This window comes from Mesorhizobium sp. M0106, from assembly GCF_040322715.1.
GTDB lineage: Bacteria > Pseudomonadota > Alphaproteobacteria > Rhizobiales > Rhizobiaceae > Mesorhizobium.
On sequence record NZ_JAMYUA010000007.1, the window covers coordinates 58070 to 71666 of the forward strand.

11 protein-coding genes are annotated in these 13597 nt (G+C 60.2%); 5 read left to right on the top strand and 6 right to left on the bottom strand.

The genetic code is table 11. The features are described from left to right. The first annotated feature begins 1 nt into the window (after position 1). The 3 genes from asnB to NKJ55_RS09525 are packed head-to-tail and all read left to right on the top strand — an operon-like array spanning position 2 to position 3899. A complete protein-coding gene (gene asnB / locus NKJ55_RS09515; RefSeq protein WP_352449672.1) occupies positions 2-2023 on the top strand; it encodes an asparagine synthase (glutamine-hydrolyzing) in 2022 nt (673 codons plus the stop codon). Continuing rightward, entirely contained in the window at positions 2020-3576 is a 1557-nt protein-coding gene (locus NKJ55_RS09520) for a class I adenylate-forming enzyme family protein (RefSeq protein WP_352449673.1), read from the top strand. The genes asnB and NKJ55_RS09520 overlap by 4 nt, the downstream gene beginning before the upstream one ends. A gap of 56 nt (positions 3577-3632) precedes the next feature. After that, positions 3633-3899: an acyl carrier protein gene (locus NKJ55_RS09525; protein ID WP_023675628.1), complete on the top strand. Its 267-nt coding sequence runs from the start codon at positions 3633-3635 to the stop codon at positions 3897-3899. A 100-nt stretch (positions 3900-3999) separates the two neighbouring features. Here the strand turns inward: NKJ55_RS09525 and NKJ55_RS09530 are convergent, their stop codons facing one another. After that, positions 4000-4692, bottom strand: coding sequence for a N5-glutamine methyltransferase family protein (locus NKJ55_RS09530; protein WP_352449674.1), 693 nt, complete (start codon positions 4690-4692; stop codon positions 4000-4002). 407 nt (positions 4693-5099) lie between these two features. On the opposite strand from NKJ55_RS09530, the gene NKJ55_RS09535 reads away from it, so the two are divergent. Both NKJ55_RS09535 and NKJ55_RS09540 read left to right on the top strand, forming a co-directional pair. Next, positions 5100-6851 (top strand): type I secretion system permease/ATPase, encoded by a 1752-nt coding sequence (locus NKJ55_RS09535; protein ID WP_352449675.1) that lies wholly within the window; start codon positions 5100-5102, stop codon positions 6849-6851. Positions 6852-7093: 242 nt separating this feature from the next. After that, the gene (locus NKJ55_RS09540; protein WP_352449676.1) at positions 7094-8392 is read left to right on the top strand and encodes an HlyD family type I secretion periplasmic adaptor subunit; all 1299 of its coding nucleotides are present in this window, start codon (positions 7094-7096) and stop codon (positions 8390-8392) included. 24 nt (positions 8393-8416) lie between these two features. On the opposite strand, the gene NKJ55_RS09545 is transcribed toward NKJ55_RS09540, so the two are convergent. The 5 genes from NKJ55_RS09545 to NKJ55_RS09565 form a co-directional block, all read right to left on the bottom strand. Continuing rightward, entirely contained in the window at positions 8417-9679 is a 1263-nt protein-coding gene (locus NKJ55_RS09545; protein WP_352449677.1) for a polysaccharide biosynthesis/export family protein, read from the bottom strand. 81 nt (positions 9680-9760) lie between these two features. Then, positions 9761-10765 (bottom strand): SDR family NAD(P)-dependent oxidoreductase, encoded by a 1005-nt coding sequence (locus tag NKJ55_RS09550; protein WP_023675622.1) that lies wholly within the window; start codon positions 10763-10765, stop codon positions 9761-9763. A 74-nt stretch (positions 10766-10839) separates the two neighbouring features. Continuing rightward, positions 10840-11514 (bottom strand): sugar transferase, encoded by a 675-nt coding sequence (locus NKJ55_RS09555; RefSeq protein WP_023675621.1) that lies wholly within the window; start codon positions 11512-11514, stop codon positions 10840-10842. Further along, positions 11511-12647, bottom strand: coding sequence for a DegT/DnrJ/EryC1/StrS family aminotransferase (locus NKJ55_RS09560; RefSeq protein WP_254819382.1), 1137 nt, complete (start codon positions 12645-12647; stop codon positions 11511-11513). The genes NKJ55_RS09555 and NKJ55_RS09560 overlap by 4 nt, the downstream gene beginning before the upstream one ends. Positions 12648-12694: 47 nt before the next feature. Further along, positions 12695-13417: a nucleotidyltransferase family protein gene (locus tag NKJ55_RS09565; protein ID WP_023675619.1), complete on the bottom strand. Its 723-nt coding sequence runs from the start codon at positions 13415-13417 to the stop codon at positions 12695-12697. Between the last annotated feature and the right edge of the window lie 180 nt (positions 13418-13597).

Here is a 13597-nt window from a genome sequence, read left to right on the forward strand (position 1 = left end):
GATGTGCGGCATCGCCGGAATTGTGTCGCTGAGCGCCGCAGCGGCGCCCCCTTCCCGGGATGCGCTGATACGCATGGCGGGCGCGCTGGCGCATCGCGGCCCGGACGAGCGCGGCCTTTACCGGGACAGACGTGCAGGATTGGCGCATGCCCGCCTGTCCGTCATCGATCTCGCAAGCGGCCAGCAGCCACTCGCCGGCGCGGGCGACACAATGTGGATCGTCTTCAACGGCGAAATCTTCAATTACGTCGAGCTGCGACAAGATCTGGTCGCGCTCGGTTATCGCTTCCGCACACGCAGCGACACCGAGGTCATCGTCCATGCCTATCATGCCTGGGGCGAGGCCGCCTTCGAGCGAATGAATGGGCAGTGGGCCGCCGCCATCTGGGACTCCGTGGCAGGTCGTCTCGTCTTGTCTCGGGATCGGTTCGGCATCTGCCCGCTGCACTTTTGCGAGCATGGCGGGCGGCTTTACTTCGCCAGCGAGGTGAAGGCCATTTTCGCGGCCGATGCGGATATACCCCGCGCCTTCGATCCAGCCGGCATCGATCAGACTTTCACACTCTGGACTGTCGCGCCGCCACAAGGCGTGTTTGGAGGAGTAAGCGAACTCACGCCGGGGCATGTCCGCATTTATGACAGCGGCGTCGTCCGGGAGCGGGCTTTTTGGAAGCCTGACTATCCAGAGGTTGACGGACCCGGCGATGATGAATTCACCGGCTCGCTTGATGACGCGGTGGAGGAAGTGCGCAGCGCCCTGGAAGCCGCGACGGCGCTCAGGATAGTACGCGCCGACGTGCCGGTCGGCTGCTATTTGTCCGGCGGGCTCGACAGCTCGCTGGTCGCCACGCTGGGGAGACGCTTCGCGGGCGAGCGCTTCCAGACTTTCTCGCTGCGTTTTGCCGACGCCGAGTATGATGAGACGCATTTCCAGCGCCTGGTTGCCGGCGTGGCCGGCAGTGACCATCATGAGGTGGTTGTTTCGCGCAGCGATATCGCTGGCATCTTCCCTGAGGTGACCTACCACACCGAGCGGCCAATCCTCAGGACCGCGCCGGCGCCGCTGTTCCTGCTCTCGAGACTGGTGCGCCAGCACGGCATCAAGGTCGTGCTGACCGGCGAAGGGGCCGACGAAATGTTCGCCGGCTACGATTTGTTCCGCGAGGGCAAGGTCCGCCGCTTCTGGGGACGCCAGCCCGCCTCGACGCGACGCTCGCGGCTGCTGGAGCGCCTCTATCCCTATCTCAGCCGCTCGCCGGTGCAGCAGCAGGCGATGGCACGCCAGTTCTTCGGTCGCGACATCCACGCCTGTGACGCGCCTGGTTTTGCGCATGGCACGCGCTGGCGTACCACAAGCGCCATCAAGCGGCTGTTTTCGGCAGACATGCGCGCTCAAACGGAGCGCCGCAACGCCGTGTCCGAGCTGCTTGCCCGCCTGCCGCCGGAGTTTTCGCGATGGGGCTCTCTTGCGCAGGACCAGTACATAGAGATTCAGACGCTGATGTCGGGATACCTGCTTTCCTCACAAGGGGACAGGATGCTGATGGCTCATTCCGTCGAGGGGCGCTTCCCGTTCCTCGATCATGAACTCGTGAGACTCGCGAATTCGCTTCCGGCCGCCTACAAGCTGCGCGTGCTCGATGAAAAGCATGTGCTGAAGCGCGTGGCGCAGCCGATCGTGCCGTCGGAAATCGTCACCCGCAAGAAGCAGCCTTACCGGGCCCCCAACGCGCTCTGCTTTGTCGCAGATGGCGCTCCGGCCTACATTCGCGAAGCACTTTCGGAGGCGGCGCTGCGCGAAGCGAACGTCTTCGATCCCAAGTCGGTTACCCGGCTCCTGAGCAAGTGCCAGGCCAGCGCCGGCGACGGCGACCTGTCCAACTCCGACAATATGGCGCTGGTCGGGGTGCTGTCGACGCAGCTTCTTCATCGGCAATTTATCGCGAGCCGTCCAAGTGGGGCTCGCACGCTCAAGCTCAGCATCGATATCGACCGCGAACACCGCGCAGAGGTGCTCGCATGATGCATGGCGCCGTACCGCTCCTGCACGACTTTCTCACCCACTCTGCCAGCCGGCTCGGCGAGAAGGTGGCCCTGGTGTGCGGCAATCAACGTGTCACCTATGGCGATCTCGATATGCGTTCGAACGCCATAGCGCACCATTTGACCGATGCCGGAATTGCGCGTGGCGATCGCGTGGTGGTCTTCGCCGACAACACTGTCGAGGCCGTCGTTGCGTTCTGGGCGGTGCTCAAGGCCAACGCCGTGGTGTGCATCGTCAATCCGCTCACCAAAAGCGACAAGCTTGATTATCTGCTCAACGATTGCCGCCCGACGGCACTGATCACCGACAAACACCTGCACTCGATTTTCAGGGAGCCGGCGCGGAATTGCCCATCGTTGCGCCGCATGATCGTCTCCGGGCCGATCGAACCCAGCGACCTGCAAGAATTGCCGCATGCTGTGCGCTGGGACGCCGCGGTCGCGGCAGCCCGCAGCATGCCGCCCGCGCGCCGCTGCATCGACATCGATCTCGCTGCGATCATTTATACGTCCGGCTCGACGGGCGAGCCCAAGGGCGTGATGCTGACGCATCGAAACATGATCGCCGCGTGCGCCTCGATTTCCTCATACCTGGCGCTTGCCGAAGACGAGGTGATCCTCAATGTCCTGCCGCTCGCCTTCGACTACGGTCTTTACCAGATGATCATGGCATTCGGCGCGGGCGCCCGGCTGGTGCTTGAGCGCTCGTTCGCCTTCCCGGCGCAGATCCTTGGGCTGATCAAGCAAGAAAGGGTGACGGGTTTTCCCGGCGTACCGACCATCTTCGCCGCACTCGGGGAGCTCAGGTCTCTCAGGGATCAGGATTTTTCGAGTATTCGCTACGTCACGAACACTGCGGCCGCCCTGCCGCTCAAGCACATTCTCCTGCTGCAGGAGCTGTTTTCTGGCGCCCGCATCTATTCGATGTACGGCCTTACCGAATGCAAGCGCTGTACCTACCTGCCGCCGGAGGATCTGGAGCGAAAGCCGTCGAGCGTCGGGATCGCCATCCCCAATACGGAAATGTGGATTGTCGACGAGCATGACAGGCGGGTCGGCCCCGGCGTCGTTGGTCAGCTCGTCATCCGCGGAGCGACGGTGATGAAGGGCTATTGGGGCAAGCCGGAGGCGACAGCCAGGAAGCTCAAGCCCGGCCCGCTGCCGGGTGAGCAGGTCCTATACACCGGCGACTACTGCCGGATGGACGCCGAGGGCTACCTCTACTTCGTCGGTCGCGGCGACGAGATCATAAAATCGCGCGGAGAGAAGATAGCGCCGAAGGAAGTGGAAAACGTGTTGATGAACATTGCGGGCGTGCGGGAAGCCGCGGTCATCGGCGTTCCGGACGAGCTGCTCGGGCAAGCAGTGAAGGCATTTGTCGTAATGGAGCAGGGAAGCATGATCGGTGAAAAACAGTTGCAGAAAGAGTGCCAGAGACGGCTGGAAAACTTCATGGTTCCGAAGTCCATCGTCATCGTACCCAGTCTGCCGATGACCGACACGGGCAAGCTCAAAAAAACGGCCCTGTCATGAGTCGGTACCAGGGCGAAGTTGATCAGCATTCATCTTTTGTACCGGAGGCGAAATCAATGTTATCTACCAAGGATAGAACCGATACCTGCAGCGAACAAATTCGCGCTTTCCTGGCTTCGAATTTCTATATAGCCGATCCCGAGAGCCTGGAGAGCGACACCTCGCTCCTCGACCAGGGCATCGTGGACTCGACGGGTGTGCTCGAGGTTATCGGCTTCATCGAGGAGACCTTCGGCATCACGGTCGAAGACAGCGAGCTGCTGCCGGAGAATCTCGATTCCATCGAGGGAATTGCGCAATACGTCATGCGCAAGAGAAACTGACGCAAGAGAAACTGATTCCCGAAATCTCGCGCAACTCTGTTTTCAACTTCCCGGCCGTTTCTAGCCGCGACAGCGCGTCTACCTGCCGCGGCTGCGATGCTTACGCCTGCGCCCTCGTATGTCCCACAACCACCCTGCCCTCACCGGCCTGGTTGGTGACTGCCCGGATACTCTCATAGGCCTTGGAACGCTCGAGCAAACTCATGACCTGCCGGTCCTGGCCAAGCCCCACCTCGAAAAGCAGGATGCCTCCGCGCCGCAAATAGCGCGGCGCCTCCTTGAGCACCCGCATGTGGATGCTCAGGCCGTAGGGGCCGGCTGCGAATGCTTCACGCGGCTCGAGCTCGACCAGATGCGAACGGTCGCCCTCGAGCCGTTTTTCCGAAATGTAGGGCGGGTTGCAAACGATCACGTCGATCGTGCCGTCGAGCTCCAACCCTGAGAAGGCGCTGAACAAGTCGCCCTGAAGCACCGTTACCCGGTCCTCGATTTCAAGATGGGTGACGTTGCGGCGCGCGACCTCCACGCATCCGTCGGTAAGATCGCTTGCCCACACGCGCGCGGTGGGAGCGTGGTGCGCGATGGCGCACGCCAGATTGCCCGCCCCACAGCACATGTCGACAACGCGAGGCACCGGCAGGTTCAGTTGGCTCAGGACATCGAGAGCGGCCTTGCCAAGCAGTTCCGTTTCCGGCCGAGGAACAAGCGCACCGGGCGAGACCAGCAACTGCAATCCCATGAAGGTGCTGCGCCCCCTGCCGTAGGCATCGGCAACATTGATCTCTTCGCTCACGACACTCGCCTCCCCGATTTAGCCGGCGTTGGTGGCCGACAATTGCGTACCGATGAAGTGTATCTCAAAACCGTTTAACTCTCGATCGACAAAATCAAAACCGATCCCTCCCCAGACGCTTTGAAGCCTTGATGCTACAAAGATGACCATAAGCTTCTGCGCCGTGTCATGATTAGGAATATCTCCTTACTCGACCCGGTTATCCCCAGCCTAGCGAGCCGGTTGCCGAATTCTCAGCCTGGCGTCACGATTTTGCTACATTTTAATCAAAGAAGGCACGTATGTAAGCAATTCGTAATGTTTCCAGCAGCGGGGCGGGGCTGCTGCTTCCCGGAAGGTTAAAGTTTGTCCCTCATCGAAAGAATCGACGAGATTGCGCGGCAATTTCGCGTCAACGAGCGCACATCATGAAGTCGACCAAAGGGCGCTCGCTCGATCTCCGCTCCGCAATGTTCGGCTGTGTGCACGGCCTCGTCGGCGTAGGCGTTTTCTCGGCATTGATAAATATCCTCGCCTTGACCGGCTCCGTCTACATGCTCCAGGTCTATGACCGCGTGCTGCCTTCGCAGAGCGTGCCGACTCTTGTCGGATTTACAGTCGGGATGCTGGGACTTTACGCGGCCTATGGGCTCCTCGATTTTGTGAGGCTTCGCCTGTTGGTCCGCATCGGCAGCCGCCTGCATAGAAATCTGCAGCAAAAAGCGTTCGCAGCCTCGCTTTCCCTGCCCCTCGTCGCCGGGCCGGATGCGAACCGGGTACACCCGCTTCGTGATCTGGACCAGCTACGTGGCTTTCTTTCCGGGCTCGGGCCGACAGTCTTATTCGACGCTCCCTGGATACCATTTTATATGGTGGTCATCTATCTGCTGCACCCCGCGCTTGGCGTGCTGGCAACGCTCGGCGCATGTGCCGTTGTGTTTTTGACGGTGGTTGCCGAGATCATCGGCCGCAAACCTGCGGCTCGTGCATCTGAGACACTCGTAGCGCAGCGGCTTCTGGCCGACTCCGGCCGCCGCAACGCAGAGGTTGTTCAGGCGATGGGCCTTTCCGCCCCGCTTAGCCGGCGCTGGAACGAGGTCAGTCATCTTTATCTGAAGAACCAGGAACGGCTCTCCGACGTCGTCGGCGCAGCAAGCTCACTGTCGAAGACGCTCCGAATGGCCCTGCAATCATGTGTGCTAGGGCTTGGTGCCTACCTTGTGATCGGCGGCGAGGCCTCGCCTGGCGTGATCATTGCATCGTCCATATTGCTGGGCCGCTCGCTGGCGCCGGTCGATGTGGCGATCGCAAACTGGAGAGGGTTTCTGGCAACCCGCAAAAGCTATACCGAGCTGTCGGCAGCCCTGGATGCTTTTGATAGCCAGCAAGAGCCAATGGAACTGCCCGGCCCGAAGGCTGAGCTTGCGGTCGAGGAATTGACCGTCGCGCCACCAAGCCTGCAGAAGCCCACCATCTTCAATGTAAGCTTCCACTTGGCGAGAGGCGCAGGGTTGGCGGTCGTCGGCCCGAGCGGCTCCGGCAAGACCACGCTCGTGCGCGCTTTGGTCGGGGCATGGAAGCCGCTTCGTGGCACGGTAAGACTGGACGGCGCCTCGCTCGATCAGTGGAATTCAGAACTGCTCGGCATTCATATTGGCTACCTTCCGCAGGACGTTGAGCTGTTCGACGGGACGATCGCCGACAACATTTCGAGGTTCGGCGGCAAGCGCGACGCAAAAGGCGTGCTGGCAGCTGCCAAGGCTGCGGGCGTGGACAAGATGATCATGCGTCTTCCGCAGGGTTTTCAAACACGCATCGGAGAAGGCGGCGCGGCCCTTTCGGCTGGGCAGAGGCAGCTCGTCGGGCTTGCCAGGGCACTTTACGGCGATCCATTCCTCGTCGTTCTTGACGAACCAAATTCCAATCTGGATGCAGACGGTGATGCTGCTTTGGCCGGCGCAATCCTGGCAGTGCGTCAGCGCGGCGGTATCGTGATCGTCGTTGCGCATCGCCCCTCCGCTCTCGTCAACATCGATCAGGTACTCGTCCTGTCGAACGGGATGCTCCATTCGTTCGGCTCGCGCGAAGACGTTCTGGCAAATGTGATCCGGCCCTTCCCGCGCCCGGACAAGACAAACATTGTCGTTCCGCTGCAGCACGGTGCAAGCGGGCATGCGTGAGGTATTGCTTAGTGTCTAACGTGACCATGTCGTCATATGCTGCGGTTGGCGGCGAAGGCCAGCCGACCGGGGAGAAGCCGGAGCCGGATGGGATTCGAGCCAATCTACCCTGGGATACTCTGGTCCGGAGCCTAGCAGCACATTGTCGTTCCGCCGCACAAAGGTGCAGCCGGGCATATGCGAGGTATCGCTCTGCTGTTGCCGTGTCGTCATACGTCGCAGCCGATGGCGAAAGCCGTTCGTTGGAGACGAAGCCAGAGCCGGATGGCATCCGGGCCAATCTGCTCTTGGGCCTGGCAACCAGCTTGCTGTTGATCTTTGGCGGAGGGCTCTGGTTGGGATTGACCAAGATTGCCGGCGCGGTGATTGCGCCCGCAACCGTGGTGGTCGAAAGCAACATTAAAAAGGTCCAGCATCAAACCGGCGGCACCATCGGCGGAATCTTCGCGCAGGACGGCGATCATGTGAAGGCCGGCGATGTGTTGGTCAGGCTGGACAACACATTGACCCGAGCAAACCTGCAGATAATCACCGAGGACCTCAATCGCGCCACCATTCGTCTGGCCCGACTGGAGGCCGAGCGCCAGGGTCTGCCGGAAATGCAGATCCCGCCCGACCTTCGCGCTCAAATGGGCGACCCGCAAGTGGTGGCACTTGTCAGTGGCGAGCGTGCCTTGTTTGAAAGCCGTGCTGCGGCGCTGGCTGGCCAGAAGGCACAATTACAAAGCCGCGCGAAGCAGCTGGAACGTCAGATCGATGGCCTCAAATCGCAGCAGTCTGCAACGGACGAGTCTCTGGATCTGCTGACCAAGAACCTTGCGGATGTCGAATCTCTCTACGCAAAGAAGTTGGTGTCCAAGGAGAGGTTGAGCAATGTCAGCCTGGACAAGACCCGGGCTCGCGGCGAATCGGGACGCCTTGTCGCAGCGATAGCAGAGGTACAAGCTCACATCAGTGAAACGGACCTGCAGGTGCTTCAGCTCGACGAACAAATGCGGAGCGACGTGACCAACGAACTTCGCGAAACGGAAGCCAAGCAGACCGAGCTCAGTGAGCGCAAGGTGGTGGCCGAAGACGAACTCAGCAGGACAGACATTCGTGCCCCGCAATCGGGCACAGTACAAGAATCCTCGGTCCATACCGTAGGAGGCGTGATTGGCGCAGGAGAGGTGCTCATGATGATTGTGCCCGATTCCGACAACCTTGTCGTCGACGCTTCCATTCCTCCGTCGCGTATCGATGAGATTCATCCCGGACAGCAGGTGTCGATCCGCTTTCCAGCGTTCGACGCCGGCACCACACCTGCTTGCGAAGGCTCGGTCAAGCGCGTCTCAGCGGATCTGATCAAGGATCAGCAACGCCAGCTTTCCTTTTTTTCGGCGCGCATCGACGTCGAGAATGAAGCGACGTGCCTGACAGGAGAGAAAATACTCAAACCGGGGATGCCCGCCGAAGTCCACATAAGAACCGACGAGCGCAGTGTCTGGTCCTACTTGATGAAGCCCCTTACCGACCAGTTTTCCAGGGCCTTCAGGCAGTAAAGCGGTTGCGAAACGCGGCCCGATCTATCGGGTCGCCGCATTTTCGAGAGCGCTGCTGAATCTGACCTCGATCGTGTCTCCCGGCATGACCTCGGTGTCTTCTTGGGCAAGCTGTTTTCGCCATTCTTCGCCGACCTTGCGAATGATCGTGACCTCGGCCTGGACCTTCTCGCCGGCAACCGGCAACGGCAGTGCGGCAGCTCCCGTGGGCTGCAACTTTTGGCTGGCGGCGCGAAGCCTTGCGCTGACGTCGGCAAGGCGCACGTTGGTATCCTTCAACTCGATCAGCAGACCCATCCGCCTTTGGTTGTCATTGCGTTCGTGCTGTCTGGCAAAATCGTCCTGCTGACGTCGTGCTCTCATAAGCTCAACCGACGTTTCGAGTGCCCGGCTGGAAGAGAGAACCAAAGCGCGCCGAACGTCGGCGAGCCGGTTGTTGGTGAGATTTCCGGACTCAAACGCTTTCCTTACGCGCGCCAGATCGTCTTCGTCCGCCTTCACCCCATCCGCTTCGGCCTGCTCGCGTTTGAGCAAGGTCTCGGTTTGTGCGGCGGCATCCTTGCCGCTTTTATCCAGAAAGCCCTGCTCTTGCTGGAAGTTGTCCAACGAGAGCTTCAGCCCTTCCGCTTCAGCCTGCGCGATCGCCGACGCAAAACTTGCCGGCAAGGGAGATCCTTGTGGTGGCTGCATGTCGAAAGTCGGTTTGTCCTGAAGTTCGGCGCGGATGCGGGCGCTATGAAAATAATCTCTCGTATATTCCCCCCAAAGCGACTCGTAATCGCGCCGCAGATCCACCGGATCTGGGCCAACCTGGTTTGCCCGGGACCGCAAAAGGCTGAAACCGCCTGACACGGCAATCGCCTGCCGCACGGTCATCAGCGGGCGGTAGGCCTGCTGTCCGGGAGTGAGCACGTCGCCGGTCACATAGATCGGCCTGTACTCCGCAACCACGGCGGTCACGTCTGTCGGCTTGATGACGATCATTTGCTCCCGCCCATCAGGCAGACGCTGGTGGAATATCTTGGTCGGCAAGATCGTCTGCATGCGCGTTTGCAGTTCAGCCGGAGTTAAGCCGCCCACCGAAACCATACCGACTTCGGGAAGCGCGATCGTGCCGTCCATCTGGACCACCGCACGTTGCGTTCGCTCCGGGATGGAGGCAATTCCAATCTCGACGGTGTCGCCGGCAGAAAGTCGATAGGCGACCCGCGGTTCCGCTGCAGCAGCCATATCCATGGCAGCCAGCATGCCGAGCACGACAATAAGGATTCGATCAACGAGGACCATGGGCGACAATCTCCTTCTGGCTCGAATCCGGCGATACCGCGGCCGCAATCAACAGCGGAGCCAATCCTCCCGGGCGAAAGCTCATGTCATGTAACCCATTTCGTGTCGCACCCGGCCTTCGCTGAGGCGCCCTTGCCACCATCCGATGGTCCGCTCCAAGCCTTCGCGCAGGCTGGTCTGGGCACGCCATCCGGTCTTGCTTTCGAGGAGCGAAGAATCGGCCAGCAAGGCACGCACCTCGGAATTCTGCGGCCGCAGGCGGCGCTCGTCGCGGTGAATTGGTTTCTTGCAGCCACTCAACTCGATCACCAGATCCAATATGTCCGAGATCGTCACAGCGCGCTGGCTTCCGGCGTTGTAGGCATGGCCAAATTCGAGCTCGGCCGAACCTGCGGTCAAAAACGCCGCCGCGGTGTCTTCCACGAAAGTAAGATCGCGGATTGGGCTTGTGTCTCCCACCATGATCGCCGGGCATTTTTTGTCGAGAGCCTGGCGTATAATGGTCGGTACGATGGCCCGCTCACTCTGGCGCGGGCCGTACGTATTGAAGGGCCGCATGATGACCACGGGGATGTCGAACGATCTGGCGTAAGACTCCGCCATCATGTCCGCGCCGATCTTGGATGCCGAATATGGTGACTGCCCCTGCAACGGGTGGGATTCGCTGATAGGCATTGTCAGCGCGGTGCCGTAAACCTCGCTTGTCGAAGTGTGCACTACACGCTCCGTCTCCCATTGGCGCGCCGCTTCGAGAACGTTGACCGTGCCCAGGATGTTGGTCTCCACATAGGATTGGGCAGCGGCATACGAATACGGAATAGCTATCAGTGCGGCGAGATGAAACACGACCGCCTGGCCACGCACGATCCGGTTAAGGAACGCGCTGTCGCGAACATCGCCGCGGACGAGATTCAACTGGCGTCGTATGGTGTCGGGCAAATCGTCCAGCCAGCCGTGGCTGTCGAAGGAATTGTAGAGTGCCAGCGCGGTGACGTCGGCGCCGCTGCGGACGAGTGCTTCGGTGAGATGAGAACCGATGAACCCGTCGGCACCCGTAACCAGAACTTTCCTGCCCTTGTATGCCATGACCCAAGCGTTCCCCCTATGACGTGAGGCACTGACTTTGCAAATCCACGAGAGCGCGGATGTCCCACCTGCTCTCAAGGTCCAATCGGCGGCGGCGAAACCACGCCAAGCACCGCCAGCAAGCCGCGCACCATCCACACAACATCGGAGCCGATCGTGCGCTGCGGATAATAGGAAAGGTCGAGCCTGGCTTTGGCAGGAAACAGAACCTGGCGATAGAACAGTAGCGGGTCCACCGATCGCGGATAGAAACGGGCTTCATGCCGGAAGAGAACCTGGGCTGGACCCAGCAAGCCTGGCTTGTATTGTAAAACGTCTTCGAAGCCCCCGCGAAAACAATCGGCGAAGGCAAGGCTCTCCGGGCGTGGCCCGATGATTGCCATCTCGCCTCTGAAGACGTTCCAAAGCTGTGGCAGTTCGTCGAACTTGGTGACGGCGAGGAACCGTCCTATCGGCGTCATGCGGCTATCATCGGCCATGGTCAGAGCCAAGCCACCGGGGTCGCATTGCACGCTGAACTTGCGGAACTTGTACATGCGGAATGGGCGAGCACCGGCCCCGACGCGGGTCTGTGTGAAGAAGATGGGCCGCCCGCCTTCCAGCAGCAGCGCCACGGCAATCAGCAGCATCAGCGGGGCGAAGACGATCGCCGCGGCTGCAGCAATGACGAGATCGATTGCTCGTCTCGCAGACCCATGGGCGGCGCTCGAGACGTTAGACCGGTGAATGGCTAGGTCCAGGGCATTCATGCGGCTGTTCCTGTCTGAGCGCAATTATTGACCGCCGCGGCAAGAGCGACGACTACCGATTCGACCAATGGCGCGGTGATCTGCGGATGCAGCGGTACAGTCAGTTCGCGCTGCGCGAAATCTTCAGTGCGCGGTAAGTGAGTACCGGGAATGAGCTCACGATAGAGCGTCATCTGGTGCACCGGCGGGTAGTGGATAGTGGTTTGTATCCCTTGCCCGCGCAGTGCGTCGATGACGTCTTGCCTGTCGGCGTAACGTGGCAAAAGGATAGGCATGATGTGGTAGGCCGACGTCCGCGGCTCGTGGAACGGGATGGTCACGGCCGGGCAATGCTTCGCTATGAGACGTCGATACAGCATGACCAGGATACGCCTGATCTCATTCCACTCCTGCAGATTTTGCAGCTGGACCAGTCCGATCGCAGCCCGCAATTCATCCATGCGATAGTTGAATCCGAGCATGGTGACATCATACTGAGGGGTGCGGCTGTTCAGTCTTTGACGTGTCCCGGTGGTCATCCCGTGTCCACGCGCCTGGCGGATTGTCTCGAGCAGACCGGCATCCCTGGCGATCACAGCCCCGCCTTCCGCCGTGGTCATGTTCTTGTTGCCGTAGAAGCTGAAGGCGGCCGCGGCACCAAATGTCCCCACCTCCTTCAAGCCCGGCGCATGCGCCGCGTCCTCGACGATGTGCAGCCCCCGGGCACGGGCGAACCTCTGCCATTGTTCCCGATCGGCGAGGTAGCCGGCGAAATGAACGAGAATGATTGCCTTGGTGCGGGCCGTGCATTTCGCTTCGGCTTCCACGATCGACATCAGCGGCACGTCGGCTGACTCGATGTCGACGAAAACCGGCGTCGCACCGACATAGAGGACCGCATTTGCGGTCGCCACGAACGTCAAGGATGGCACCAGCACCTCGTCGCCCGGTCCGATGCCAAGTGCGTGCAAAATGAGATGAAGCGCTGCGGTGCAAGAACTGACCGCGACGCAATCCTCCGCATCATGAACGTCGGCAAAAGCTTGTTCGAAGGCTCGTACCTGCTCCCCCATGGTCAGCCAGCCGCTGTCGATGACCTTGGTCAAAGCAGTCTTCTCCGGCACACCCAAGATCGGGGCACTGACCAAGAGCATCACAACCTCCTAGACTGATAACTGTGGGAACCGGGCTCGTGACTTCATCATGCAGCCGTCGCAGTGACCTCGATCGAGGCCGACTGGTCTTCCCAGGAAATGGTCTGTGCGTTCTGAAAATCGTCGACGCGCCCGATATCGAGCCAGAGACCCTCATGTTTGTACACGTGCACGGTTGTGCCGTTCTGCATCATCTGCAGCATCAGGTCGTCGAACCCAAAGGGTATGCCGGATGGGATAAACTGCAGAACATCCGGGTTCATGCAGTAAATTCCCATGCTGACCAGATGCGAAAGCGTCGGCTTCTCGCGAAAGACCTGCACGGTATTGTCGACTTCGTCGATGACGCCGAAATCCATCTTGATCAGGCGACAGGCTGTTGCGATCGTCACTGGATCGGTGTGCTTACGGTGCGCTGCTACAAATCGACTGAGGCTTAGATCCGTGAGGACATCGCCATTGAGAACGATGAATGGCTCCGTCAGTTCATCCCTGATCAAAGACAGTGGCCCGATGGTGCCAAGCGGCTCCATCTCCTGCGTATATCGAATTTTCAGGTTCCACTGCGAGCCATCTCCACACACGGTGCGGATCAAGTGGCCGAGATACCCGGTTGTAATATAAACTTCCTGAATGCCGTTGCGTCGCAACCATTTCAGAAGCATCTCGAGAACCGGCCGTGCGCCGATCGGCATGAGCGGCTTCGGCAAGACCGAAGTGAAGGGGCGGAGGCGTGTTCCCATTCCTCCACATTGAATAACCGCTTTCATCCTGGTCCTCCCTTGTTCATTCGGCCTGAACGCTATCGTCACGGGCCGGCTATCCTGCCCTGGTCAGCACCCGGGAAACGCGTTCTTGTCCCCTCAGAAGAACCGGTGAGATTTCCCGTAGAAGACCGGTGAGATTTCTCCACTGTCCCCTGATCCGGACATTGCATCTGGATGGTATGT

Excerpts from the sequence above, each read along its gene's own strand:
- asnB (WP_352449672.1), top strand. The coding sequence starts at position 2 with ATGTGCGGCATCGCCGGAATTGTGTCGCTGAGCGCCGCAGCGGCGCCC.
- NKJ55_RS09520 (WP_352449673.1), top strand. The coding sequence starts at position 2,020 with ATGATGCATGGCGCCGTACCGCTCCTGCACGACTTTCTCACCCACTCT.
- NKJ55_RS09525 (WP_023675628.1), top strand. The coding sequence starts at position 3,633 with ATGTTATCTACCAAGGATAGAACCGATACCTGCAGCGAACAAATTCGC.
- NKJ55_RS09535 (WP_352449675.1), top strand. The coding sequence starts at position 5,100 with ATGAAGTCGACCAAAGGGCGCTCGCTCGATCTCCGCTCCGCAATGTTC.
- NKJ55_RS09545 (WP_352449677.1), bottom strand. The coding sequence starts at position 9,679 with ATGGTCCTCGTTGATCGAATCCTTATTGTCGTGCTCGGCATGCTGGCT.
- NKJ55_RS09550 (WP_023675622.1), bottom strand. The coding sequence starts at position 10,765 with ATGGCATACAAGGGCAGGAAAGTTCTGGTTACGGGTGCCGACGGGTTC.
- NKJ55_RS09555 (WP_023675621.1), bottom strand. The coding sequence starts at position 11,514 with ATGAATGCCCTGGACCTAGCCATTCACCGGTCTAACGTCTCGAGCGCC.
- NKJ55_RS09560 (WP_254819382.1), bottom strand. The coding sequence starts at position 12,647 with ATGCTCTTGGTCAGTGCCCCGATCTTGGGTGTGCCGGAGAAGACTGCT.
- NKJ55_RS09565 (WP_023675619.1), bottom strand. The coding sequence starts at position 13,417 with ATGAAAGCGGTTATTCAATGTGGAGGAATGGGAACACGCCTCCGCCCC.